Origin of the sequence: Pseudonocardia sp. TRM90224 (assembly GCF_021245725.1) — a bacterium.
In the GTDB taxonomy this organism is placed as follows: domain Bacteria; phylum Actinomycetota; class Actinomycetes; order Mycobacteriales; family Pseudonocardiaceae; genus Pseudonocardia.
Genome location: NZ_JAJGSX010000062.1, coordinates 1 through 24,537 on the forward strand (window position 1 = coordinate 1; position 24,537 = coordinate 24,537).

The window sequence follows — 24,537 nt, forward strand, 5'->3', positions numbered from 1 at the left end:
AACGAGCCGGGCGCCCCGCCTGACCCTGGCCGCCAGAACCGTGCACGGATCAGCTCCCGCAGCTGCTCCGCCTCGACCCGCAACTCGTCCGCCTCCGCGGCGTGACCGAAGTGGGCCAGCACCGTCGCGAGCTCGCACCGTGCCCGATACGCGTAGCCCTGCACCTCCAGCAGTGCGATCGGAGGCTGCGGCAACGACCCGTCGGCGAACTGCACGCCGTTCTCGGAGTCCTTCCAGCCCTGGTTGACCAGCGACCGCAGACCGGAAGGGCGATACTCGACGAATCCGTCACCATCGGGGTCACCGGGACCGCGCAGCCAACCGAGCGCGGCGCGCGCGGCGGGGAGCAGCGGCTCCAGGGCCTCGGGTGGAGCTCCCCATTGCATCGCCTGCCCCAGGACGATCAGGAACAGCGGGGTCGAGTCGACGCTGCCGAAGTAGGGACGCGCCCCGCCGGCCGTCCCCTCGCCCAACCACGGCCGATCACCGAAGCGGACCTCGTGCAGGATCTTGCCCGGCTGTTCCTCGTTGCCCGGGTCCTCGACGTTGCCCTGCCGGGCGGCCAGCGCCGAGACCGCATCGAGCATCAGCTCGGGCCGAAACGCACGTGCCTGATAGCTGGAGATCAGCGCGTCACGACCGAACAACGCGACGAACCACGGAATCCCCGCTGCCAGCAGGCGCCGCGAGCCGTCCAACTCATCCGGGATGCCGAGCGCGTCGAGATCCACCAGCGACCGCCGACAACCCCGGGCCAAATGTTCCGGACGACTCCGGACCAGCGGATCCTGCAGAATTGCCGCCCGGGCCGGCGAAGCCGACGTGGCGCGATCCTCGCTGTCCTCGCTGTCCTCGCTGCGCCGTGCCTGCATCTCGATCCGCAGCGCCCAAGGCCGATCCCGGTGCAGGACGACGTCCCACTCGGCCTCACCCCCGGCCAGCTCGTCCGGGGCCGGATCCAACAACACCGTCGTCGTGCGGGGGGTCCCGTCGGCCTGGAAGCACAGGTGGGCGGCCGATCGCCGCACGACGTCGCCAGTTGCGGGCGCGCTCGGATCCCCGGCCAACCGTCGGACCTGGAAGATGTCGGCGAAGTCGGCGCCCATCCGGACCGAAAGGCGCAACCGCACGGGGTCGAGGGTCCAGCAGCGCAACGTGATCGACTCCGCCATGCCGCCCGCCGACACCTCCCGCTTCCGATCGCACTCCACAGGTGCATCCGGGCGCCGATCCCGCAACGTCGCATAGCTGCGGAATCGGGCGACCGACGGACTCATCAGACCCGATCCGAGCTGTCGCAGCGGCTGGCCGTCCACCATGACCTCGAACCGGGACAGGTGCCGGGTGTCGTCGACGATCAGCCCGAGCGGTCCGGCGTTGACGTCACCGAGCTCGTCGGAGACCGCGAAGGTCAGCCCCGCGATGACGGTGATCGTCCCCGGCCCGGCGAGCACCCCCTGCGGTGGTCCCTCGTCGGGAACGGCTCCCGGGTCGGCACTCATCGCCGCAACCTTGCGGGAACGCGTGCCGCGTGGGACGGCACACGGCCCGCTGCGGCCCGGCCGGCTGCAGCCACCGGCGACCGGAAGATCATCGGGGCCACCGCCGCCGGGATGCGCCGGTCACGAGGTCTACCGGCGATGTCGGCCAGCATCGGCTCGTAGCTCCTGGCAAGCGCGGCACTGGAGAAATACCGTGCCGCGTGACGGCGACAGGCCGCACGGTCGATCTCACCGAGTCGCTCGATCAGCGGGCCGAGGTCCGCCACGCTGTCGCGGACGAAGCCGGTTACCCCGTCGAGCACGATCTCCCGGACCGCTCCCCGATTGGTGGCCAGAACCGGCGTGCCGCACGCGAGCGCCTCGACCAGCACCATGCCGAAGGGCTCACGCCACGAGATCGGGAACAGCAGAGCCGACGCCCTGGACAGGAACTCATAGGTGGCCTCCCTGCCGAGCTCGCCGACGAACGTCACCTCCGGCCCGAGGTGCGGTGCGACCTCCCGGTCGAAGTATGCCTGCTCAGCAGATTCACGACACTTCGCCGCGATCACTAAGGGTCGGCCGGCCGACCGGGCAAGCCGGATCGCCTCCGCAGCCCCCTTCTCCGGTGCCATCCGGCCTAGGAATGCCAAGTACGGCTCCGGGGAGGCGCCGAACGGCACCGAGTCCACATCGATCGCGTTGTGGCACACGCCGGTGAACGGAAGATGCGGCGCAGCCTGTCGCTGAGACCGGCTGATCGCTGCGAGGTGCAGGCCTGGCGCACGCATAGCCAATCCCTCGTAGATGCCGAGCAGCTCACCCTCGAGCGACCCGTGCACCACGTGCATCGACGGGACGGGGCCCTGCGCGGAGAGCAGCGCCCCCAGCGGGCCGGAATGGTCGACGACCACGTCCTGGTCGGCAAGCACCTCCAAGGCCGCCAGCACGTGGCGCCACTCGTCAGTGGCCATACCGATCTGGACCGGCAACGAGTCGAGCGGTTCGACCACCCGGACGCCCTCGACAGCCGACCCCGGCGCCGCGCACAGCGTGACGTCGTGGCCCGCGGCGGCCAAGCCCGCAGCTTGAACGGCCACAACTCGCTCGATACCGCCGTAGGCGGGAGGAGGGACAGGAATCCAGGGGGGTGCTAGCAGCCCGATGCGCACGTTTCTTCTTCCAGTCGCCGAGGCCACCAGCTGCCCGGCGGGCCCGCGGACGCGGCGTCGGGGAATGCGCTCGTGGCCGTCGGGCTCTGCACGTGCTGAGGCGTCCGCCGCGGACGGCTTGGACGGCCGACCGGGATCACTGACAAGCCCTGCGACACCCGGTCTGTCCTCACCCTACCGGCCCCGAGAGCCGATCACGGCCACACCGCGGAAGGGCCGAGCAGTCACCCGATCACCGACCCCGTACAGCCGGAACTCGGAGTAGACTGCCATTGACAATACTTCCCGGGTGCGCATTCGGGCCTACGCACAGGAGCACTGCTCCACAAATTGCAGGCCCCTCATTCGGCGGCCCACATGCCCAATCACATACTCGGCCCCGGATTGGGACCGGTGGACGAGCAGGAAGACATCGGCAATGATCACAGCACTAGAAGCCATGATCTTCATCACCGTCATCGCGATCGGGCTCATCGACCGGCGAACCACATCGGATCCCGCCCGCCCGCTTCCGTCCGCGCTCGGGATCACGGCGCTCTCGCGGGAAGCCCAGCGGCGCCGCCAACGCCGCACCAACGATCTCTGAACGCTCCGGTCGACCCGACCACTGGCGATCATCCCGCCGCTGGAGGGCATCATGTCTTTCGCCACCTCCCGTCGCCGCTGCGCTCCCAGCCGACGGCGGAGGCCAGCGGGAAGGCTGCAGCGCTCATCGGACTGCTCTTCCTCACCGCCGCCGCATCCGGCAGACCGGCGCGTGGCCACCAGCGCGCCGCTACTGTTCGGACAGTTCGGAGTCGTCGGGATCGCCGTGCGTCTCTACCCGCTACTCAAGCCGCACGGTCCGTCGCTGGCACTGGCCCACGTCGGGGTTCCGAATCGCCGGGCTGGCGGCGAGCATGTTCTACCTGGCCGTCCCGCTCATAACCATCCAGCTCGCCGCCGGGCTGCGGCGCTGTCAGCCAGCGTTTGATCGCTGGCGTCTTGTGGGTGGAGGCGTTGTCCAACACCACGTGCACCTCGAACTCGTCGGGTACTTCGGCATCGAACTTGGCCAGGAACTTCTTGAACTCAATGGCGCAGTGGCGTGCGTATAGCGAGCTGATCCCCGTGCCGGAGCCGACGTCGAGTGCGGCGTAGAGGCTCGAGGTGCCCGCGCGGACGCGGTCGTCGGCGGCGTCGTGGGTGGCCCGCGCCGGCGTTCCGGGCATCATCGGCAGGACTGGCGCGGTGCGGTCCAGCGCTTGGATCTGTTGGGTCGGGGACGGGACGCTGTGCAGCGCTTCTGCTGTCGGTTTCCCGTCCCCGCCCGCCGAACCCGGCGTGCGGGTTGTCCCCGCACCGGCTCTCCACATGTCCCGATGGGTCAAGTGATCAGTTCAGAGACCTGCCCGACGAAGGCGACATTGTCGTGCCCGGTGCGGCGGAAACGGGCCCCTGCCGGGTCGACCACCTCGATGTTGAACGGCGTGGCGATTTGCGCCGCGGTAGCGGTAGCGTTCCACCCGCATCTTCGCCGGGTTGTAGAGGACCTGTTTATCCTCGCGGATCCGATCGGCCCCGTAGAAGCGGCGCCGGATCTGTTTCCACGTCAGGTGCGGATGCTTGCGGCGGATCCTGTAGATCATCCGCCACCAGGCATACCAGCCCAGATAGGCGAAAGTCTGCTTGGACGCGCCGTAGCGGAAGTACGCAGCCAGCCCCGCAGGATCCGGGTTGATCTTCCGCAACCCCTGCCCAGCGTGCGCGAGGTACCGGTCTTCGTGGCCTGCTTGATCTTGTGCATCACCCCGACCAACCCTCGCTTGGACGGGATGGTCAACACCACCCGACGCCCGTCGCCCCGGCGCCGCCGCTGGATGCGGAAGCCGAGGAACACGAACCCGTCATCGATATGAGTGATGTGGGTCTTCTCCACCGAGAGGGTCATCTTCAACTGTTGACCCAACAACTCGCCGATCTCGGCTCGCAGCGTCCGGGCGTCGGACCCGGTGCCGTGCACGAGCACGACGAAGTCGTCGGCGAAACGCACCAGCCGGTAGTTCGGCAGCCCTCAGCGACGGCGAGGCTGACGCCGCCACGGCGGACTCATGTCCCGTTCCCAGACCTGCCGGAAGTACCGGTCCAGGACAGACAGGTAGATGTTGGCCAGCAGCGGAGAAGCGACCCCACCTTGTGGCGTGCCAGTCAGGCTCGCCGTCAGCTCGCCATGCTGAGCGACGATCCCGGCCCGCAGAAGCCCGCGGACCAGGCGCAACACCTTCCGATCGGTGATCGCTCGGCGACCAGGCCCAGCAGAACCTGATGATCGACATTGTCGAAGCAGGCAGTGATGTCCCCTGCGACCACCCACTCATAAGCACGGCTGGTCAGCTGGTGGATCTCGGAGTTGGCATCCTGAGCCCGACGCCCGGGCCGATATCCGTAGCGGGGCGGGTAGAAATCGGCCCGACGATCGGTTCCAGGATCAGCATGAGGGCCATCTGCGCCACCCTGTCGCGCAACGTGGGGATGCCGAGCAGGGCGTGGCGTCTTTCGGTGTCGTCTCCAGCGTGCGGGTGATCACCGATTTGACCTGCTCGTCGCCGACCGTGCGTGGCCGGCTCGGGCGGGGTTCATCGAGCAGTCCTTCCCAGGCCCTGGTCCAGGAAACGTGCCCGCCATCGTTTCAGCCGTCGTCGACACTCGTCGGTCACCGCAAGCCGCCCGTCACACCGCAGGGCTCCACCCTTCCCTCCCCATCGTGCTTCGGCGGCTCCACCGGCACGGTGCAGCCGTTCGTCGGCGAGATGGTGCGTGATCGGGGTCGCGCGGCGGCCCCGAACGGTAGCTGCGGCTTGCGCATCGACCAGATTGGATCCATTATCCAGTTCTGGCACATCTACTTATCCGGATCGGCTCCACCGTGCCTCGTTGCCCCGCTGCTGCTGATCGGAACCCTGTGAACATTCGTCCCCGCTCGACATGGCTCATCACCGCACTTACTGTGTTCATGATCAGCGGCTGCAGCAGTTCGCCCGGTCCTACCACCGGGGGTGCACCGGCCACTGACATGTCCGGTATCGAGAAGCTCGATGCTTTCGAGCGCGTCCCGACAGACGCCGCAGCCGCGGCACTGCTGCCCGAACGGGTGCGGAAGGCGGGCACGCTCGTCGTCGTCATGAACGCGGCGAGCGCACCAGACGAGTTTTACGCGAACGACAACAAGACCATCATCGGGCTGAACGCCGATCTGGGCCGGGCGATCGGCCGGGTGCTCGGCACCCCGGTGCAGATCCAGGACGTTCAGTTCGACGGGATCATCCCCGGGCTGAGCGCGCAGCGGTTCGACATGGCAATCGCCAGCATGGCCGCGACCAACCCACGGCTGCTGGTTCTGGACATGATCCGCTACGGCGAGTGGGGCAGCTCGATCGCGGTGGCCGCAGGCAACCCGCTGAAGCTGACAGCGGAGAACCTCTGCGGACACAAGGTCGCCGTGCAGCAGGCTTCGATCCAGGCCGATAAGCGTTTGCCGGAACTCTCAGCGAAGCACTGCGAGTCGGCAGGCAAGCCGAAGATCGAGCCCGTCGTGCTGCCCAGCCAGAACGACGCCGTGCTGCAGCTGGGCAGCGGCCGGGTGGACGCCGTGTACGCCGACACCCCCGTGCTCGCCTACGCCGCCGTCCAGGCCCCCGACAAGCTGGAGCTCGGATCGGAGCTCAACCGCGGCGCAGTGGCGATCGGCCTGCCGAAGGGCGGCGACCTGACCCAGGCGGTGCAAGCCGCGATGAAGGTGCTGATGGCTTCGCCGACCTACGGCGAGATCTTCGCGAAGTGGGGACTTGCCGCCGCGGTCACCGCAGAACCGTCGCTCGAGGTCCCCGTCCCGTGACGGACCTCGACGCGGACCTCGTCGTCGTACCGCGGCGCAGCGTCGGCAACCTCGCCGGGACGCTGGTCGTGCTGGTGCTCGCTGCCATGCTGGTGCACACGATCGTCGTCAACCCGCGGTTCGAATGGGACGTGGTCGCCCGGTACCTGACGGTCGAGGCCATCGCCGCCGGTGCGCTGCTGACGATCGAGCTGACGGTGATCTCCATGGTGCTGGGGGTCGTGCTGGGTGTGGTACTGGCCGTCATGCGCCTCTCCCGCAACCGCATGCTGGCCGCTATCTCGTTCGGGTTCGTCTGGTTCTTCCGCGGCACGCCGCTGCTGATCCAGCTGATCTTCTGGTTCAACCTTTCCGCCCTCTACCCCGCGCTGTCGCTGGGGATCCCGTTCGGTCCCGAGTTCGTGACCTTCAGCGCCAACACGTTCATCACGCCGTTCGTCGCCGCGGTGCTCGGGCTGACGTTGAACGAAGCCGCTTACATGGCCGAGATCGTCCGCGGAGGCCTGCTCGGGGTGGATCGCGGCCAGACGTCGGCCGCACAGGCCCTCGGCATGAGCCGGACGCTCACCCTGCGCCGGGTCGTCCTCCCGCAGGCCATGCGGATCATCGTGCCGCCCACGGCGAACCAGACGGTGGCGATGCTGAAGAACACGTCGCTGGTGAGCGTGCTCGGTGCCGCCGAGCTGCTGCACAGCGCGCAGATCATCTACTCGCGCACGTATCAGACGATCCCGCTGCTGATCGTCGCCGCGCTCTGGTACTTGGCGATGACGACGGTGCTGAGCATCGGCCAGTACTACATCGAACGATACTACCGGCGTGGCGACATCGGCGGTGGCCGGATCCGGCTGCGGCGAAGCAAGCCCGCACACGTCCAGATCATGGGGGTGCCGTCTTGACCCCTCTCCCACTGGTGCAGGTGCGCGGCGTCCGCAAGTCCTACGGTGCTGTCGACGTGCTGCGCGGGATTGATCTCGACGTCGAGACGGGGGAGGTCTGCTGCATCGTCGGGCCGAGCGGATCGGGCAAGTCGACGCTGCTGCGCTGCATCAACCATCTGGAGAAGCTCGACGCCGGCCAGATCCACGTCGACGGCACGCTCATCGGCTATCGCCGCGCCGGCCGGAGGCTGCACGAGCTGTCCGAGCGGGACGCCGCCCGGCAACGCTCGGCCATCGGCATGGTGTTCCAGCAGTTCAACCTGTTCCCGCATTTGACGGTGCTGAACAACGTTGTCGAGGCGCCAGTGCGCGTGAAGCGCGAGCGGCCTGCGGAAGTCCAGGACCGAGCGTTGCTCCTGCTGGATCGGGTGGGTTTGCGGTCGAAGGCGCACGCCTACCCTGCGCAACTGTCGGGCGGCCAGCAGCAGCGCGTCGCGATCGCCCGCGCGCTGGCCATGCGGCCGCGGCTGATGCTGTTCGACGAGCCGACCTCGGCGCTGGATCCGGAACTCGTCGGTGACGTGCTGGAGACGATGCGCGCACTCGCGGACGACGGCATGACGATGATCGTCGTCACGCATGAGATCGGCTTCGCGCGAGAGGTCGGGGATGTGCTCGTGTTCATGGACGACGGGGTGATCGTGGAACGGGGTGCCCCGGCGGACGTGCTCGCCGGGCCCACCGAGGAGCGCACCCGCGTGTTCCTGTCGAAGGTGCTGTGAGTGTCGCTGTGACCGTCACGCTCGACGCCGAGGTCGCCGTGATCGGCGTCGGCACGGTCGGCAGCATGCTGATGTGGCAGCTCGGGACCCGCGGGGTGAGTGCTATCGGGTTCGAGCGGCACGCACCCGGCCACGACCGTGGGGCCGTCGGCGGCGAGACCCGACTGTTCCGGATGGCGTACGCGGAGGGTCCGCAGTACGCGCACCTGCTGCGCAGCGCGCTCAACTGCTGGCGCGAGCTCGAGCGCGAGTCGGGCACGGAGCTCCTCGTCCAGTGCGGCGGTCTTGCCATCGGCAGCGCCGCTGGACGCCACGTCGGCCAGGTGCTGGCCAGCGCGGCGGCCGCGGATGTCCCGGTCGAGCTCCTGAACCACGACCAGGCCGCGCAGCGCTATCCCCAACATCGACTTCTCGACGACGAGGTCGCAGTGCTCGACACGCAGGCGGGGTTCCTGCGCTGCGAACCCGCGGTGCTCGCCGCGACCGCACTCGCGGAGCAGCGCGGTGCCGCCGTCCTGCGCTACACCGACGTCGACACAGTGCTCGACAATGGCGATCACATCGAGATCCGCGCGAAGGACGCCGCGTGGCGGGTCCGCGAGGCTGTCGTGTGCGCGGGCTCGTGGACCGACCGGCTGCTACCGACGGGGTGGGACCGGTTGCTGCAACCGCGCAGGGTGCGACTGAGCTGGTTCGCCGCCCGCGACCCGGCGATGTACACGCCCGACCGGTTCCCGATCTTCATCAGGCAAACCGGGAGGCGGCACTTCTACGGCGCCCCCTCGATCGACGGCATAAGTATTAAGGTAGCCGGGCTCACGACGTCGCACGCAGTGGACGACCCGGACCGGATCGAGCGCAGACACAGCCAGGAGGAACTCGTCGCCGAGTCCGCCATGGTGCGCGACCTACTACCCGGATTGCACCCCGATCCCGTGCGGACCGACGCGCTCACCGACATGTTCACCGCGGACGGCACGCCCTTCGTGGGGCGCATCGCGGCCGGAAGCCGGCTGCGGATCGCGTCCGGCTTCTCCGGACACGGCTTCAAGTACGCTCCAGCTCTCGCTGCCGTCGTCGCGGAATCCGTGGCGAGCGGCACCGACACCCCGCTTGCGTTCATGTCGCCGATCCGGCTGGGACGGATCTAAAGGAGCCCGTGCCGTGCACGAGACTGCGAGGGTGCGCCCGCCGACGGTGCAGGAGTTCGTGCTGATCGAATTGCGCAAAGCCCTGGGCACCGGCGAGCTCAAACCCGGCCAGCCGATCCGGCAGGAGGTGATCGCCGAGCGCCTCGGGGTGAGCAGGCTGCCGTTGCGGGAGGCGCTCAAGATCCTCGAAGGCGAGGGGAGGGTGATCCACCAGCCGCATCGCGGCTACCACGTACCCGAGCTGTCGGCGGCCGAGCTGCACGACATCTTCTGGATTCGCGGCATCCTGGAGACCCAGGCGGCGCGGCTCGCCGCCGAACGACTCACCGACGCCGACATCGAACAGATTGTCGTCGCCCGGAGCGTCGCTGCGACCGCCTCCACGCAAGGCGACGCGCAGGCGATGACAACCGCGAACCGCGAGTTCCACTTCGCCGTCTTCGACGGCTGCCGGGTAGACCGGCTCGTAAACATCATCCGGAACCTCTGGAACGCCACCGACGCCTACCGCTGGGTGTACTACGAATCGAAGGGCAACCGGGAACGGGTCGCGCAAGAGCACCGCGAGATCGTGGACGCATTGCAGCGACGGGACGCGGACCGACTGGTCAGCGCACTCGACGCGCACCGCACCCACGCGGTCGAATCGCTGAGCGCGTTCATCGGAACGGCTGACATCTGACGGTCGGAAGAACGTCGGACGGCAGGCCTAGAACGCCGCCACACGCTTGCCGCCAGGCTCGCGATCCGGCTGAGCCAAGTCGAACGCGTAACCTACAACCTCGACGAGTGAAACACCTCGCCTCGCAAGATCACCGTCCACGGCAAGGTCGTCCGGCTGGCCGGAGTTCCGCGCCCAGCACCGCACCACCACCGACGTCATCGGCCCCGACCGACCCCTCACGCCGCTCGGTGTACCACCGGGAACACCACCGCGAGCGGACGACATGTCCCCGACTCAGCCGCAAGGTACGCGACGTGGATCGCCCGGGTTCATTGAGGCGGTGGCCGATCGCACCGGAAGATGGTTGGCTCGGGTCGTCGAGTACTGTCGAAGTGCCGGGTGGGTCGCGCCGCAGCGCTGGAGCGTCTCGGGCAGATCGCCGTCCCGGCAAAGACCGCGAGCAGCCTCGATGCCGCTCGCGGGATCGGAGTCACCACGAATGGCGTGGACCGGAAAATCGACCTCCCCCATCGCCGGCGAGTTCGCCGCGAATCAGGCCGCCAACCTCATCCACGAAGACACGCAGCGGGCGCGGGCTGCGCGCGTCGTGGCCGGGCACTCCATCGACGCAGCCGACTGTTCGGAGACTCTTGCCATGCTGGGGCTGACCATCCCCAGCGCCCGCGCCGCGAGCGTTGAACCGTTGCCGGGCGCGTCTTCGCAGCGAGCATGATTCATCAGGAGCCGCGCAACGGCCCAGGAATGTGTAGGGCACCGCGCGGGCGGCGGCGCGACGACGCAGCCATGATTCCCGCACCATGAGCACGCCCGCCGCCTCGCGAGATTATCCGATCAACGGCTCTGGCTCAGAAGAGGTGGCTGGTCTGGCGTCCCGTTCGGGTGACGGGCGCGGGTCTGTGATCGTCACCGCCCGTGCACTCGCGATCTTGCTGCTGTGCAGTTGTCTGAGTTGTCTGCGCTGGTCATCGACGAAGTCGACGACACCGGCACCGTCGTGCGGCTGCGCACCAGGTCAACGGTCCTGATGGTGTTTGTCCGCGCTGTGGCAGCGCGTCGCGGCGCACGCATGCCTGGCATGTTCGGCGGCTGGCCGATCTCCCGGTGGCCGGTCGCAGCGTCGTCATCGAGCTGCGGGTACGGCATATGGCCTGCGACAACAAGGAGAGCCCGCAGCGGACCTTCCGCGAGCAGGTGCCGGCGTTGGCCGCACGGTATGCCCGCCGGACGCAGCGATTGACCGCGACGCTCGCCCGGTTGGCGATCACCCTGGCCGGTCGAGGCGGTCGAGCCGGTGCTGCGGTGCTGGCCGGGCTGGGTGTCCTGTCCTCACTTCCCGCTCGACGATGTTGCGGGTGCTCATGGCGCTGCCGATCCCACCGGCGCCGATCCCACCGGCGCCGATACCCAAGAGTGCTCAGCGTCGACGACGTCGCGCTGCGAGAGGACTACCCCGCCGTCACCCTGGGCAAGGCCGCGGAACTACTACAGGTGCAGCCCGCACTCCTACGCAGCCTCGACGCGGCCGGCGTCCTCCAACCACACCCGCTCCAGCGGCGGGCATCGCCGCTACTCACGCCGCCAACTCGAACTCGCCGCCCGAATCCGCGCGCTGTTCGACGAAGGGATGACCCTCGACTCCGCCGCACGGATCGTGGGCCTACGAGACGAACTCGAACGCACACGCTGTCAACGGCGCGTTGGATCCAGTCTCAGCGCGCCGTCGACACACGCCCGCATCGACGAACTCGGAGCCACCCGGGGCGACGCCGAAGCGGGTCCGCCACCGACCGCCGGGAACAAGACCCAAGGCCAACCGTAGGGTTCGACACGGCACACGCTGCAACGCGCTCGGCGCACCCCACATGACCAGATGGTTCAGCAGATCGAGCGAGGTTGTCGCCGGCATACCGTCCCGCTGCCGGGTGCACGGCCGGCGGCGCGCCGCGGTGAACGCGAGGAGCAGCTCGTCGAGGTGACGGTCGGCGTAAAGCCGACCGTTGCAGTCGTTTGGAGTGGCGGGCCCGCCAGACCTCGCTGACCTCGATGCGGGCAGGCGTGAAGGTGTAGCTGCGCACCGTACCCTCCACGAGGATCCACCCGTCCGGCCCGTTGATCTCCGGTGTTTGGAGCATGGCCGAGTACGGGCGAAACGGAACCGAACGCGACGCATCACCTGCTCACCGAGCGGTCCGGGGCACCGACAGGGGGTGGTCGCGGATCTGCGCGGCAACCGAGCGCGCCCGCTGGCGGGATGCGGCCGGGAAGGCCAACCCCCTGAGCTCGCCCATGAGCGCCTGGTATGTCCAGACTGATGCGTTGATGAAGCGTGCAGCTATTGCTCCGCCGTGTCGTTCTTCCAGGTCAACTGGATCATGACCGTCTGGCTGGTTACGGGCCTCTCGAGCCACGGCAGATCCTGATAGCTCGGGTCATCGCTGAAGTTGTCGTCGCAAAACAACGTCGCCCCGGCCGGGCGAACGCGCCGCACTTCCGCCGCAAGATGCTCGAGAAGCCGCGCGATCTCTTCCTGTCGCTCTGCCGTGACCTGCTCGGCAGATCCGCTGATCGCTCGCCCGTCATTACTCCACGCGTACCCGTCGGCACCGGGACGTCCCGATCGCTCACTCCGTGGCTCTCGACTCAGGCTCGCTTTGCCGCGACGCGGTCGTCCATGCGGTCGTCCATGCGGTCGAGCGGAACGCCGGCGTCGATCGCCTGGTTCATCGGTCACGTGTCGTCCCTGCCAGCAAGTCGGATTGGTGTACCGCCATGCACGATGGCTGACGCGCGGCGGTTCGCTACCCCGGCCGCTCGAAACTCGGCCACTGCGCCTGCCACGGTCCCGAACATGCATTCGAGTATGGGTCGGGCATCGTCGCAGGCCAAGCCCCTTGCGACCGACGCAACTCGATCGGAGGCCCGAGAAGTAGCCGGATATCCGGTACGACAATTGGTGTGGCAACTCGCAAGGTGACGCTCTCGCTCGATGAGACAGCTCTCCGCATGGCCGAGAAAGCCGCCGAGCACGCCGGCATGTCGCTGTCCGCGTGGACATCGGCCGCCGCCCGACGCGAAGCCGTCCGGCTCGGCGCCGGCACCAACTGGGGCAACTACCTCACCGAGGCGCTCGCCGCCGACGCCGACGACACCGCGGCAGAGCAGGACCTCCGTGCGGCGGGGTGAACTGCGCAGCTACGTCCGCCCATCCACATCCGACCAGGCCCGCACCGTCGTGCTGCTGTCCAGCGACGGCATCAACGACTCACACGCCCGTGGCTACTCGGCATCGAGCTACGCGATCGCGACCCGGGCGACGTCCTCGCCGGTCGGAGACGGCCGCTGGGCCTACGCCGGCGACCTGAGCAGGCTCTACCGCGCCTGGGTCGGCAACCGCCAAGGCACCGTCGATGCGACCACGGCGACCCTGCTCGACGGGGCGCTGCGCGCGGCGCTCGACCTCTGAGATCAGGACTTGCCGACGTCGAGCGTGCCACCTCCACCAGCAGCGAAGCGCCCGTCGGGCCATGGTGTCGAACAGGTACCTGCCCGCGGCGCGCTCCTGCACCGTGGCGCTCACAGAGCTCGACGGTGACCACGTCTTCCCAGGACTCGTCGGGGTCGAGGAATCTCTAGATCAGCTGCCGGTCGTGGGCGGCCAGGGCGAGCCGGCCTTGCCGCTTGGAAGCGAGCAGGACGGCATCGCCGGCTTCCCCCTCGGTCGGCGCGATGCCGACGCACGCTTCGATGACGCGTTGGGCGACAGCAGACGGCGCCGCGCTGATCGAAAAGTGGATCAGGCCGTCGGGTCGTCGGTGCTCATCGGTCGGCCGCCGCGGAGATGGCGTTCATGGCCTGGCCAATCTCGGCCTTGCAGACAGCGACGGCGCGGTACACCGTGCCGCGGGCTACGGCTTGCGCGTCGGTCAGCTCGCTGCCCGGCGCCCAGTCCGAGCCCAGCCAGTCCAGCCAGTCGCGGGCATCCGACAACGCGGTGCACGCGAGGTCGAGGCTCTCCGCGGCCCGGGTGAAGACCTCCTCCGGCGTCGGAAACGCTCGACTCTGTCGAAAGGCGCTCACCAGGCACCATCGCCGTCGGCGCGGGCGAGCACGTCTCGGCGCACCTGACCGGCGACATGCCGGTAGAAGTCGCTCCTGTCGTGCGTGGACTCGGTGTCGGGCATGCTCGGCTCCCTGTGACCTGGCCCCGGATACGGTCAGTATCCGGGGACAAAACTGGGACTGAGACACGACACGCGCGCCTGGAGAAGGAATCTTGAAGAGGAAGTTCACGAATCGGGCCCGTTCGCGCAGTAGGTAGATGAACCAGCTTTCAGCGCTCACCGACCCACCAGAGGTCCCGTTGTCCGAGAATCTGTCGCCCGGCGAGCCGCCCGAGCCGTTCGTCTCGATCCACACCGCACTGATGCTCGGCACGCTCATCGTAGGGAACCTCGCTGGGCTGCTCGGGTTCGCCGCCCACCACGACAGGGCATCGGCAGCTTTGATCGCCGGTGGCGCGATGGCGGGCGCGGTGGTGCTGCTCCACTCGCTCATCGCGCGCAGAGCCTCGAGCGGACGCGAAACCCTCGATATGGAGACCTCCGGAAAGGGCGACCCTGTGAACGCAACAACGGACGGACCGGACCCCGAAAGTGCTGCCGCAGCGAAGCTGAGCGCCAGAGCGCACACCGTGCATCACGCACCACTCGCCCGAGAGAGCACCCCACCACCAGTGGCGGGTTCGTCGTCCAGTGGCAGTTCGTCGACCTTCCGCAACGGCCGGAACCAGTAGCCCACGACGGACCAACCAAGCGCCACCAGCCCGGCCGGAATCGCTACTGCCACCCTCCCGCGTCGCGGCCCGGTGCCGATCAGCGCACCGAGCCCAGCGCGCCGCGAATCCAGCGGAACGTAGCGCCTCGATGGGCTCGACGTCGGGGAGCTGACCGTCGACGCGGCGGCGGCGAAGGTCAAGTCGGTGGGACTCCAAGCACGTCGCCACCTCGCGCGCGTCAACTTCCCACGCCCGGCAACCCCGCGAACACACCAGTCCCCAGACTCCCCTGAAGCGATCCAAGGAGCCGTATGGCCATGACGCGGCGCCCTCCAACCACACGCCCATGAGACGACGCGAGCCAGCATGTTAGTTGGAAACCACTGACATGTTGGTTATTATCTTGCATGGAGGTGCTCGTCAACCAACACGATGTTGATTTGACACGAGATAACTGACATGCTGTTTACCCCGCCTGAGCTGGACCCGCTCGAACGAGACGTCCTGGGCCAGATCGACGATCTCCGCGACCGCCTGAAGTCGCAGCTGCGCGATCCACGCAGGTGGTACGGCTCGCTGCGCCGACTCTCGTTCGCCCGCGCGATCCAAGGATCCAACAGTATTGAGGGCTATGAGGCCGGGATCGATGACGCGGTCGACGTCGCAGCCGGTGAGGAGCCGCTGGACGTCGGCGAGGAGACGGCGCTTGCGCTGCGCGGCTACCGCGAGGCGATGACCTACGTCCTCCAGCTGACTGAGGAGCCCGACTTCGAGTACAACGAGCAACTCCTCAAGGCCCTGCACTTCATGATGACGGGCTACAGCCTCAAGAACCGCCCGGGCCGCTGGAGGGCAGGCAGCATCTACATCCGCAACGACGAGAGCGGCGAGATCGTGTATGAAGGCGCCGAGGTCGACCAAGTGCCGAAGCTGATGGGCGAGCTTGTCGACCACCTCAACGGCAGCCCCGCCGGTTCGCCGGTCATCGAAGCCGCGATGGCGCACCTGAACCTCACGATGATTCACCCGTTCCGAGACGGCAATGGGCGGATGGCGCGGTGCCTGCAGAGCCTGGTCCTCGCCAGACTCGGCATACAGGGCCCGGTCTTCATGAGCATCGAGGAGTACCTCGGCCGGAACACCCAGGCCTACTACAACGTGCTCGGCACGGTGGGCGGCGGCTCCTACCAACCTGCGCGCGACACCCGCCCCTGGGTGCGCTTCACCCTTGTCGCACACCTGCGCCAGGCGACGACGATGCTCCGGCGGATCCAAGAGAGCGAACGGATCTGGAACGAGATCGAGCGGATCCTGGAATCCGGCTCACTGCCCGACCGGATGAGCCAGGCGATCTTCGACGCCATCCTCGGGCTCCGCGTCCGAAACGCAACGTACCGGTCGTACTTCGTCGACACGCCAGAGGAGATAACCGTCGCCACAGCCACCAGAGATCTCCGAGTGCTCGTGGAGGCCGACCTGTTGGAACCCCGCGGCCAGCGGCGCGGGCGCTTCTACGTCGCCCGTCCCAAGCTCATCGAGATCCGCGAGAGCGTGCGCGCCGGGAGACGCGTGCGCGACGAGCCCGACCCGTTCGGATAGCACGTTCAGGCACATCGCCGCGCCACGCCGGTTCGCGACCCGAGGCGCACGGATCGATCGCGGAGGGAAGCAGTGTCGAGCCATGCCGCAGCAGTTCCCTCTTGGACGGGGTGCATTCAGAGCACCCAGACGAATCCGGAGAGCAAGTTCCGGCACGTCTCGTTGCCTACGATCAGCAGATGCGCGAACCGTCGAGCGCATCGGCACTGAGACACTCGCCGTCGACCTCGGCGGTGGCGGTCAGGCTCCAGACGCCGTCACCGGGGTCGGCACGTTTCTGCTCGGCCATTCGCCGTGTGCAGGCGACGGTTCCCGAAACTGCGGAAACGTGGTCGCGGTGATCGCCCGGGTGGAGCATCCGGTTCGTCTAGTCGTAGAGCTGGCTGACCTCCTCGGCGGGGAGACCGAGGAGGTCAGCCAGCACGCGGATCGGCAGGTCCGCGCGGCGGTTCGTCGACGTGCGCCACACCTTCATACCGCGCCAGGAGTACGTTGCGCGGCCTTAGCCGCACATCAGTGCGAATCGGAGATGGCCTGCAGCGAATCCTCTCGCGGGCTCGTGATGATCGACCAGGTCGGGATCGGGGTCAGGAGCAGCCCGACCGTGTTCCGACAGCTACGCGTCGACCTGCGCACCCAGGCGACCTCGCCAGCGCCGGCGACGTGCAGCCAGCGCGACGGTCATCCGCCCCTCGGCCGACGCAGCGAGTGGCCGCTACGCCGGGGCATGCACACGCCATCTTCGAAATAACAGAGGACAAGTCCGGCGATGACAGCAAGCAACGCGACAGCTCTCGACAATCGCTGCCCGTGCCCGGTTCCGGCGCGTACCGGGCAGGTCTGCTGCGTTGCATGGGGTCTATGAACGCTCGACTCCACGCAGAGATCCAGCACGCATCCCGTGCCGCTTCGTAGAGCCGTCATCGTCGGGATCCGCGGCTCGAAATACGGTGGGTCGGGCTGCGGCGGGGCAGGCTGCGGCGGACCGGCTCCGCTGCCGACGCGGCGATTGCGGCCACGTCCGCTCGGGAGAACCGCAGATGTCGACCCAGGAAGGTGCAGGGCACGGCGCGGGCGGCGGCGCGACGCCGCAGCCATGACTCCCGCACTTTGAGCACGTGCGCGGCCTCGGCCGGCGTGTACAGCGGCAACAACTCATCACCGCTCGAGGCATCCCTGGAAGGAGGCTGACCAGCGGAGGTGTTCATCGTGCTCACCTATTGGGTGTTGCTGTCTGTGTGCGTTCGTGCAGGCTCAGGCCTTCTTGCCGGCACGGGCGTTGCTCTTGTTCGAGGCGGAAGATGAGAACGTCTTCGTGTGCGACCAGGTGCAGCGGAACGCCGCGGGCCCGTTGGCGGGTGATGAAGTCGCGGTGGAAGAACGACGGTCGCGGGATGTAGTCGCCGGTGTCGGTGATGCGACCGAGCAACGCCACGCAGCGGTCGACGAGCGTGAGACCAGCTGCCTGGGCGCAGGCTGCGATGCGAGAAGGCCCGTCGATGAGTTCGATGTGGTCGCGCCAGGGGCGCACGGTAATGACGACATGCCCACCCGGTCGAAGCAGGCGGTGGGTGTTGGTGAGGATGCGGGTGAACCCGTCGAGCAGGCGGTCGTTTCCGACGTAGGCGAGATTCCCGCGGCCATACCCGCCCTGGTAGGTGGTGTAGCGGTAGTCGCTCTTGCGGACTCCGTCGGGATGGGTGCTGACACGACCATGGGTGGCGTGCCCATACGGCGGGGAGGTCAAGACCAAAGCGACCTGCTTATGGAACTCGGCAGGCAGCAGCTGGTCGAGTTGGCGAGCGTCGCCGGCGATGACGGCGCTGGACGTGGCGCCGGCGTGATTGAGGTTGGCGCGGGCGATGTCTGCCCAGCGGGGCTCGTACTCGATGCCGATCGCGCGTCGACCAAGGTGCGTGGCTTCGACGAGGGTGGTGCCGATACCGCACATGGGGTCGAGCACGAGGTCGCCGGATGCGGTGTAGCGGCGGATGGCTTCAGCGGCGACGGCGGGTAGCATCTTCGCCGGGTGCGCCATGGACTCGGCGACGTAGCGCTCGCGCCGTTGCGAGGCGGGGCTGTGCTGGGCGGTGGGCCAGATCGCGCCGATCGCGCTGCGGGCGGCGTCTCGACGGTTCTGCGCAGCCGGCGCGGTCATCGCTCGTCTCCGCTTACTACGCCGATCAGGGCTGCTGGGCGGCTTTCGGCGGGGCCGGACTCGGAATGCGGGGGCGATAGGGCGGCGTCGCGGCGGCAATCATCTGGTTTGCAGAACACCAGAAGGTCGATGTGAGCGAGGGCCGTACTCGGTTCACCCTGCGACTGACCCGTACTGCGGGCAATGTCACTGGCGTCCGGCGGGGCGAGCGGGCTCGTGGGGATGACGATGTGTTGGAGGTAGATCAGTCCGGCGTGCTCAGCGGAGGTGACCGCGCTTCCCATCGGGTCGATGAATGACCGATGCGTTCGGGCGTTCTGATCGGGCACGTCGGCGAGTCCGGTCTCTGGTGCGTCGCCGGCCGTGACGGTGCCGGTCGTGACGGTGCCGGTCGTGAAGGGGTGGCTGAGCACGGCGAGGATCCCACCAGCTCGCAGCGCGTGAGATGCCACCCGGCCAAGCCGACGATCAGCGACCCTGGCGTCCAGGTTGACGATCGCCAACGCTGCACCGTCCCGGTTGGTCGGCCGGTCGACGATGGCCGCGCAGGGCGCTTGCGGTGGTTCCAGGTCGCGGTGCTCGGACGCGGTGGGAGGGCAGTCGAAAGTCCGCTGGCGTTGGACGTCGCCGATGGTGTTCGGACCGGCGTGCTTGGGCGTGTTGTCGGTCTCGGTCGGTGTCACCTGCGGGGTGAGGTCGATGGCAATTTCGCCGTGTGGAAGGAAGCTGTCGTGCAGGGCTGAGGTCAGCCAGGCCTGCCAGTGCGGATGCGTGATCGCCAACGATGGCGCCCAGATCGTGCACGGCGAGCTGTTCGGCGGGCGGCTGCGCGAGTTTCGCGCCGACTGTGGCGTTGCTGGTCTCTTGCTGCCAGGTTTGGAGTTGGGTCCTCGACCTGGTCGACGTATAGGTGGACGCATTGAGTCACTCCTCAAAACATGTGTAGCAGCCCTGTCGGTTGACAGGCAGCGTTAGTGCCTCACATAAGCGGTGACACGGTGCTGACACCTCGATGACAGCAGCGGATGACGGCCGATGCACGGCATGTCATCGCAGGTCAGAGCCTTGATGACCGACCGTCCTGACCCTCTGACCTCTCACTGACCCTCCGGCCCTGCACACCGTTCTCTTTGGTGCGAATTCATCGAGAGGGCTGCAGCCGGGAATATCGCAACGACCTACTCGCCGGAGGCGCCGATTACATCATCGGCTTGTCATCAGGGTCGTGACTTCCTATGTCGCACTGGTGCGTATCGCGAAACGCGACGGAGGTCGAGTCAGATGGACAACGGGTTGCAGATACCGGTCGCGGCGGTGTTGGGCGCGCCGCTGGATCAAGCTCGGGCGGCATTCGAATGGCTGGTGACAGGTCCCGAGCCGCTGTCTCTGGATGGCCGCACCGTCCGCGGGCTTCCGGGCCGGATGGTGCGGGTCGATGAGGTGCGAGATCGGTTGCGTGATCGCCGATGCCGACCCGCCCGACGCGACGCAGTGTGGGCCCATCTGGTTCGACATGCCCGCGCCGAGGGCAGCGCGTGGACGGTGGCATGTGTCGGCTGCGCGCACGCCGCTCTGGTGCAGCTGGCCGACCGGTTGTCCCGCCCACTGACGGCTGACCGTCCACGGCGGACCCGACCGACTGTTGCCGGATCGATGAGGTCGCGCGCGGGATCAGTACCGACCGAGGTCGACGCCGATGTGCAGAGCGCGGTGCTGTCAGGGTTCCTCGCCGAGCTGGCGCGGGTGAACGTTTCCCAACCGCGAGTCTTGTCACGGTTGTTGTCGGCGGCGCACGAGGCCGGTGCGGCGGCGGTGCGGGAGATTCGCAGAGCACCGATTCCGCGGCCGAAGCTGTTCGCCTCTACTCCTCCCCCGCCGATCGCGCAGCATCCAGACCTCGTCCTTGCTCGCGCTGTCGCCGCCGGCGCGTTGACCCGCTACGAGGCGTCGCTGATCGGCTCGACCCGCCTTGAGCCGATCCAGCTGGCCGACGTCGCCGCGGCGCGCGGGCAGCACGTGCGTGAGGTACGGGCCGCGCGGGTCCGCGCTGAGCGCAAGTTGAAGGCCTACCTGCGCGACGACACCACCGGCGCCGAACAAGCATCCCTTCCACGCGTCCCGGCACCGGCCCGCTCACAGGCCCCATCCCCGGCACGCCAGCCGGTTCGGCCACCGCAGCGACATCGACGACGACCACACCCGGCGTCGGCGACCCCGACGTCGGTGGTCCCGTCTGCCGAGCAGTCCGGCGACGTGACGTCGAGTCGACGGCGCTCTCGACGGCCTTCCCGACGGCGAGTTTCTCGGTGCACCCGGCGACACGACCTTCGCGTAGAGCGGTCTGGGTCTGGGTCTGGGTCCGGGTCTGGGTCTGGGTCTGGGCGGCGGTCGAACCTGCCGTCGTGTCGCGATGGAGACCGGCGATGACGCCCTCACCGAGCGGTCCCGGCTTGCTCGGGCGACGGCGGATTGGGGAGGTCGCCGCGCTGGCGTTGATCTGCGCGGCAGGTCTGGTCGTCGCGGATCCGCGTGTCGCGCATGCCGAGGCGACACAGGTTGTGGTGTTGGCGATTGCGGAGTCCGTCGATCAGGTGCTGACCAACATCCGCAACTGGATCATCGGGCTGTCCGCCGGCCTCGCGACAGTGTTCCTGACGATCGGTGGGGCTCGCTATCTGATCGCCGGCGGTGATCCGGGTGAGGTGGAACGGGCCCGGGCTGCGCTGCGGTCGGCTGCGTTCGGCTACGCATTCGCATTGCTCGCACCGCTGTTGGTCGAGGTGCTCAAAGGGATCGTCGGGGCGTGACATGTCCCCACCAATCCGATCGCTCGTTGCAGCGCGAATCTGGGCGGTCCTCATTGCCGTTGCCGTGTTCGTGCTCGTGCCGCCGTTGTCGGCCCGGACACCAGTGGGTCTCTCGGTGTTGCCTGTCGCGCTGGCAGGCCCGACGGACAATTCTGAGCGTCAGCCGCCACCTCCAGTGCCCCCGACCGCTGACGCACCGACACCGAGTCCTCCAGATTCCGGTGTTGTGCCGGGAACACCCGGCCCAGGCGGTACGACCATGCCCGGCCTGGCACCCGGCCCTGGAGCTGGAGCTGGGGCGGCGGATTGCAATCTGCTGGACCTCGGTGGGTGTGTCTCGAACTCGATCAACGCGTTCATCGGTTCGGTGGTGACCGAGGGGCTCAACGCGTTGCTGCGGGTGCTGTCGGACTCGTTGCTCTCGACTCCCGATCCGAGGGATCTACCGGCGCTGGTCGAGTTGTGGACCGGGTCGTGGCAGCTGGTGCTCCTCGCCTACGGCCTGCTGGTGATGGCTGCCGGGATTGTGATCATGGGCTACGAGACGGTGCAGACCCGCTACAGCATTCGGGAGATCGCGCCGCGGATCGTGTTCGGGTTCCTCGCCGGCGCGCTTTCGATGATCATCGCGAGCACCGCGATCTCTCTGGTCAACGCTGCCACTGCAGCGATCCTCAACTCCGGGGTGGCCGCGGATCAGGGTGCGGATCGGGCGGCAGCGCTCGGTCAGATGATCACCTCTGCGCTGGCCAGCGGCGACGGAGTGATCTTCATTCCGTTGATCGGGTTGGCGATCTGCGTTGCGCTCGTGGTGCTTCTGCTGACCTACATCGTGCGAGTGGCGTTCACGATCATCCTCATCGCGGGCGCGCCGGTCGTGTTGATGTTCCATGCACTGCCCCACACCGACGGAATGGCCCGCTGGTGGTGGCGCAGCTTCGGAGCGTGTCTGGCCATCCAGCTGCTGCAGAGCCTCACCCTCGTCACCGCGCTGCGGGTCCTGCTCACACCGGGCAACCCGCTGGAGACCTTCGGAGACAAGCTCAGCCGCAGCCTCGTCACCTTGCTGGTCGTGTTGGCCCTGTTCTTCATCCTCATCAAGATTCCGTTCTGGCTGATGTCGACGAGCAAGATCAGTTCCGGTCCCTCGTTGGTGAGCTCGCTCGCCCGCGGATACCTGTCCTACAAATCCCTCGGATTGATCAATGCCCGCGGCGCCGCCCCAGGCAGATCGACCCGCAGATCCACGCACAGCCACGTCGGCAGACGACCCGGCGGCGGGGCAGGAGGAACCCGCGTCGGCAGTGGCCGAGGCCCGCGCCCCGGCCCCACCGATCCGTACTCCCATGTTCAGCAGACCCGAGACGGGCAGCTGCTACTCCCTCTCTCTGGCCTCACCCGTCGCCGCCGCCCCAACCCCACCCCGCCGGCTACTACGCCGCACGCGAGCACGGCCCATCCACGCCAGCAGGAGGCACGTCTGTCTCGTGGGCGGCAGCTTTCGCTGCCGTTGAGCGACGGTGATTGGCCGGAGAACCGGCCGATCCTGGGCAGCGGCGGCCAGTACCGTTTGCCGTTCACCCTCGCCCGATCAGCACCGCCTAGCTCAACGCCGCCCAGCACTCGCCGCGCAAGCGCTTCGCCGCCGAGGCACCGACCGCCAGGGCAGCGCTCACAGCCAAGGCGGCACCCTGCGGGTCGGCAGCTTGAGCTGCCGTTGGATCCGTTCAGGGGCAACAGGCCGTTGCGCAGCGGCCAGTACCCGCTGCCGTTGGAGGGCCTACCCAGCCGGCCCCGCCGCCAAAGCTCAGCGCCTGCTGCGCAGCCGCCTGCCAATCGGCCGACGCCACGGTCGCGGCCGACGACGCAGGGCCGCCAACTGCCGTTGCCGTTGGAGCATCCCGACCTTCCGATGCGGCCGCGCGGCCCGGTTGGTCCTCCAATTGCGAGCCGTGTCGCACCGCGGTCGCCGCCGTCCCCCTCTGCGCGCCGCCCCCATGGAGATCCGCGATGACTCGTCCTGTTCAGATCCCATCCGACATCAACCGGCCCGATCGCATTATCGGCCCGTTCACCGCACGCCAGGCAGCGCTGCTCACTGCGCTCGCCGGCGGTCTCTATCTCGTGTGGACGGCGTTGGGCACACACATCGCCACACCGGTGTTCCTCGCCGCGGCGCTGCCGGTGGCAGCGTTCGGGTTCACGATCATCGTCGGAAGCCGTGACGGGCTGACCCTGGATCGGCTGGTTTGCGCCGCGGTCCGCCACGGCATCGCACACCGCATCCGACGCCCGCGCGCCCACCCAGACCACAACGACAGTGAAGATCAGCTTCCGGGGTGGCTCGCCGAACAGACCGACCAGTCTGCGCGCACCTACCAGGCAGCTGTCGCCGGTGCACCGGGACGGTCGCTGCCGGTCCGGTCGGTGGGGCAGAGCGACGAGGTCGTGTTGGGTGGGCGGCCGGTCGGCGTCGTCGACCTGGGCGCCGACGGTGTTGTGGTGATCGCGTCCGTGTCGACGGTGCCATTCGAGTTGAGCTCGCCGGCCGAGCAGGACGGGTTGGTGGCCGGGTTCGGCCGATACCTGCACTCGCTCACCGGCCCGATCCAGATCCTCATCCGCGCCGTCCCGCTGGACCTGACCGCGCACCTACGAGCCCTGCACACCCAAGCCGCGGCCCTGCCCCATCCCGCTCTCGCCCAGGCCGCACGAGCACACCTGGCCCACCTCGCGCAGCTGGCCCACCGCGGCGACGACGCCCCACTCCTGTCACGCCAAGTCCTGCTCGTGCTGCGCGAACCCCACCGGGCATCGCGCGGCGGCACGTCGACCCGCGCGGTGGAGCAGCGGCTGGTGCGCCGGCTACACGACGCAGCCGGCCTGCTCAGCCCGCTCGGCATCACTGTTCTTCCGCTCGACGGAAACGACGCCCGCGCGCTACTGATCGACACCTGCAATCCCGACCCACTACCAACCGGCGACGAACCGGCCACCCACCAACCCGTCACCAGCGGTAACCACGACCACGACGAGGTCCACGTCGATGCCCGAAGCGCCGTGGGCGCAGACCGGGACGAGCAGGAGGCGGACGACGGCTGGGGACCAGACCCGTGGCAGGGCCATCCGCCGGCTCAGCCCGTCCGTGCGGCGTCACGGTGGCCGCGATGACC

23 protein-coding genes and 3 pseudogenes are annotated in these 24,537 nt (G+C 68.1%); 17 read left to right on the forward strand and 9 right to left on the reverse strand.

Annotation, left to right across the window (positions count from 1 at the left end):
• Together LL648_RS40510 and LL648_RS40515 are read right to left on the reverse strand one after the other, a co-directional pair.
• Nucleotides 1-1,502, reverse strand: a 1,502-nt coding sequence (locus LL648_RS40510) for an amylo-alpha-1,6-glucosidase (RefSeq protein WP_232668286.1), incomplete at its 3' end; no start/stop codon positions are given.
• Nucleotides 1,499-2,680: a glycosyltransferase gene (locus LL648_RS40515; RefSeq protein WP_308190455.1), complete on the reverse strand. Its 1,182-nt coding sequence runs from the start codon at nucleotides 2,678-2,680 to the stop codon at nucleotides 1,499-1,501. The genes LL648_RS40515 and LL648_RS40510, both read right to left, overlap by 4 nt.
• Before the next feature lie 391 nt (nucleotides 2,681-3,071).
• Here LL648_RS40515 and LL648_RS40520 point away from each other — a divergent pair, with 391 nt between their 5' ends.
• Nucleotides 3,072-3,239, forward strand: a complete 168-nt coding sequence (locus LL648_RS40520; protein WP_232668288.1) for a hypothetical protein — start codon at nucleotides 3,072-3,074, stop codon at nucleotides 3,237-3,239.
• 373 nt (nucleotides 3,240-3,612) lie between these two features.
• On the opposite strand, the pseudogene LL648_RS40525 reads toward LL648_RS40520, so the two are convergent.
• The 3 genes and pseudogenes from LL648_RS40525 to LL648_RS40530 form a co-directional block, all read right to left on the reverse strand.
• Nucleotides 3,613-3,906: pseudogene (locus LL648_RS40525) on the reverse strand (transposase); the annotation flags it as partial.
• A gap of 126 nt (nucleotides 3,907-4,032) precedes the next feature.
• Nucleotides 4,033-4,383, reverse strand: coding sequence for a group II intron maturase-specific domain-containing protein (locus LL648_RS45910; protein WP_374112185.1), 351 nt, complete (start codon nucleotides 4,381-4,383; stop codon nucleotides 4,033-4,035).
• Nucleotides 4,278-4,685 (reverse strand): hypothetical protein, encoded by a 408-nt coding sequence (locus LL648_RS40530; protein WP_232668289.1) that lies wholly within the window; start codon nucleotides 4,683-4,685, stop codon nucleotides 4,278-4,280. The genes LL648_RS45910 and LL648_RS40530 overlap by 106 nt, the downstream gene beginning before the upstream one ends.
• A gap of 520 nt (nucleotides 4,686-5,205) precedes the next feature.
• Between LL648_RS40530 and LL648_RS45915 the strand changes: the two genes are divergently transcribed.
• The 11 genes and pseudogenes from LL648_RS45915 (at nucleotide 5,206) to LL648_RS40580 (ending at nucleotide 13,489) form a co-directional block, all read left to right on the forward strand.
• Nucleotides 5,206-5,598 (forward strand): hypothetical protein, encoded by a 393-nt coding sequence (locus LL648_RS45915; RefSeq protein WP_374112186.1) that lies wholly within the window; start codon nucleotides 5,206-5,208, stop codon nucleotides 5,596-5,598.
• 107 nt (nucleotides 5,599-5,705) lie between these two features.
• Nucleotides 5,706-6,527, forward strand: coding sequence for an ABC transporter substrate-binding protein (locus LL648_RS40540; RefSeq protein ID WP_232668290.1), 822 nt, complete (start codon nucleotides 5,706-5,708; stop codon nucleotides 6,525-6,527).
• Nucleotides 6,524-7,426, forward strand: a complete 903-nt coding sequence (locus LL648_RS40545) for an amino acid ABC transporter permease (RefSeq protein ID WP_232668291.1) — start codon at nucleotides 6,524-6,526, stop codon at nucleotides 7,424-7,426. The genes LL648_RS40540 and LL648_RS40545 overlap by 4 nt, the downstream gene beginning before the upstream one ends.
• Before the next feature lie 11 nt (nucleotides 7,427-7,437).
• The gene (locus LL648_RS40550; RefSeq protein WP_232668312.1) at nucleotides 7,438-8,190 is read left to right on the forward strand and encodes an amino acid ABC transporter ATP-binding protein; all 753 of its coding nucleotides are present in this window, start codon (nucleotides 7,438-7,440) and stop codon (nucleotides 8,188-8,190) included.
• Nucleotides 8,187-9,341, forward strand: coding sequence for an N-methyl-L-tryptophan oxidase (gene solA / locus LL648_RS40555; RefSeq protein WP_232668292.1), 1,155 nt, complete (start codon nucleotides 8,187-8,189; stop codon nucleotides 9,339-9,341). The genes LL648_RS40550 and solA overlap by 4 nt, the downstream gene beginning before the upstream one ends.
• 13 nt (nucleotides 9,342-9,354) lie before the next feature.
• Nucleotides 9,355-10,023: a GntR family transcriptional regulator gene (locus LL648_RS40560; RefSeq protein ID WP_232668293.1), complete on the forward strand. Its 669-nt coding sequence runs from the start codon at nucleotides 9,355-9,357 to the stop codon at nucleotides 10,021-10,023.
• Between the two features lie 451 nt (nucleotides 10,024-10,474).
• Nucleotides 10,475-10,738, forward strand: a complete 264-nt coding sequence (locus LL648_RS40565) for a hypothetical protein (protein WP_232668294.1) — start codon at nucleotides 10,475-10,477, stop codon at nucleotides 10,736-10,738.
• Between the two features lie 326 nt (nucleotides 10,739-11,064).
• Nucleotides 11,065-11,169, forward strand: a pseudogene (locus LL648_RS45920) (transposase family protein); the annotation flags it as partial.
• A gap of 318 nt (nucleotides 11,170-11,487) precedes the next feature.
• Nucleotides 11,488-11,845 (forward strand): annotated as a pseudogene (locus LL648_RS40570) (helix-turn-helix domain-containing protein).
• A gap of 1,136 nt (nucleotides 11,846-12,981) precedes the next feature.
• Nucleotides 12,982-13,209, forward strand: coding sequence for a hypothetical protein (locus LL648_RS40575; RefSeq protein WP_232668295.1), 228 nt, complete (start codon nucleotides 12,982-12,984; stop codon nucleotides 13,207-13,209).
• A complete protein-coding gene (locus tag LL648_RS40580; RefSeq protein WP_232668296.1) occupies nucleotides 13,196-13,489 on the forward strand; it encodes a hypothetical protein in 294 nt (97 codons plus the stop codon). Before LL648_RS40575 ends, LL648_RS40580 begins: the two co-directional genes overlap by 14 nt.
• Before the next feature lie 353 nt (nucleotides 13,490-13,842).
• Here the strand turns inward: LL648_RS40580 and LL648_RS40585 are convergent, their stop codons facing one another.
• A complete protein-coding gene (locus LL648_RS40585) occupies nucleotides 13,843-14,103 on the reverse strand; it encodes a hypothetical protein (protein WP_232668297.1) in 261 nt (86 codons plus the stop codon).
• 241 nt (nucleotides 14,104-14,344) lie between these two features.
• Here LL648_RS40585 and LL648_RS40590 point away from each other — a divergent pair, with 241 nt between their 5' ends.
• Together LL648_RS40590 and LL648_RS40595 are read left to right on the forward strand one after the other, a co-directional pair.
• Nucleotides 14,345-14,818: a hypothetical protein gene (locus tag LL648_RS40590; RefSeq protein WP_232668298.1), complete on the forward strand. Its 474-nt coding sequence runs from the start codon at nucleotides 14,345-14,347 to the stop codon at nucleotides 14,816-14,818.
• Between the two features lie 441 nt (nucleotides 14,819-15,259).
• Nucleotides 15,260-16,399 carry a Fic family protein gene (locus LL648_RS40595; RefSeq protein WP_232668299.1) on the forward strand — a complete coding sequence of 380 codons (1,140 nt, stop codon included), beginning with the start codon at nucleotides 15,260-15,262 and terminating at the stop codon, nucleotides 16,397-16,399.
• 920 nt (nucleotides 16,400-17,319) lie between these two features.
• Here LL648_RS40595 and LL648_RS45925 read toward each other — a convergent pair.
• The 3 genes from LL648_RS45925 to LL648_RS40605 are packed head-to-tail and all read right to left on the reverse strand — an operon-like array spanning nucleotide 17,320 to nucleotide 19,339.
• Nucleotides 17,320-17,607 carry a helix-turn-helix domain-containing protein gene (locus tag LL648_RS45925; RefSeq protein ID WP_374112187.1) on the reverse strand — a complete coding sequence of 96 codons (288 nt, stop codon included), beginning with the start codon at nucleotides 17,605-17,607 and terminating at the stop codon, nucleotides 17,320-17,322.
• 5 nt (nucleotides 17,608-17,612) lie between these two features.
• The gene (locus LL648_RS40600; RefSeq protein WP_232668300.1) at nucleotides 17,613-18,557 is read right to left on the reverse strand and encodes a TRM11 family SAM-dependent methyltransferase; all 945 of its coding nucleotides are present in this window, start codon (nucleotides 18,555-18,557) and stop codon (nucleotides 17,613-17,615) included.
• Nucleotides 18,554-19,339: a hypothetical protein gene (locus LL648_RS40605; RefSeq protein WP_232668301.1), complete on the reverse strand. Its 786-nt coding sequence runs from the start codon at nucleotides 19,337-19,339 to the stop codon at nucleotides 18,554-18,556. The genes LL648_RS40600 and LL648_RS40605 overlap by 4 nt, the downstream gene beginning before the upstream one ends.
• Nucleotides 19,340-20,980: 1,641 nt before the next feature.
• On the opposite strand from LL648_RS40605, the gene LL648_RS40610 reads away from it, so the two are divergent.
• The 3 genes from LL648_RS40610 (at nucleotide 20,981) to LL648_RS40620 (ending at nucleotide 24,535) form a co-directional block, all read left to right on the forward strand.
• Nucleotides 20,981-21,364 carry a pilin gene (locus tag LL648_RS40610; protein WP_232668302.1) on the forward strand — a complete coding sequence of 128 codons (384 nt, stop codon included), beginning with the start codon at nucleotides 20,981-20,983 and terminating at the stop codon, nucleotides 21,362-21,364.
• Between the two features lie 259 nt (nucleotides 21,365-21,623).
• On the forward strand, nucleotides 21,624-23,378 hold the full coding sequence (locus LL648_RS40615; protein WP_232668303.1) for a hypothetical protein: 1,755 nt from the start codon (nucleotides 21,624-21,626) through the stop codon (nucleotides 23,376-23,378).
• A complete protein-coding gene (locus tag LL648_RS40620) occupies nucleotides 23,375-24,535 on the forward strand; it encodes a PrgI family protein (RefSeq protein WP_232668304.1) in 1,161 nt (386 codons plus the stop codon). Before LL648_RS40615 ends, LL648_RS40620 begins: the two co-directional genes overlap by 4 nt.
• The last annotated feature ends 2 nt before the right edge of the window (nucleotides 24,536-24,537 follow it).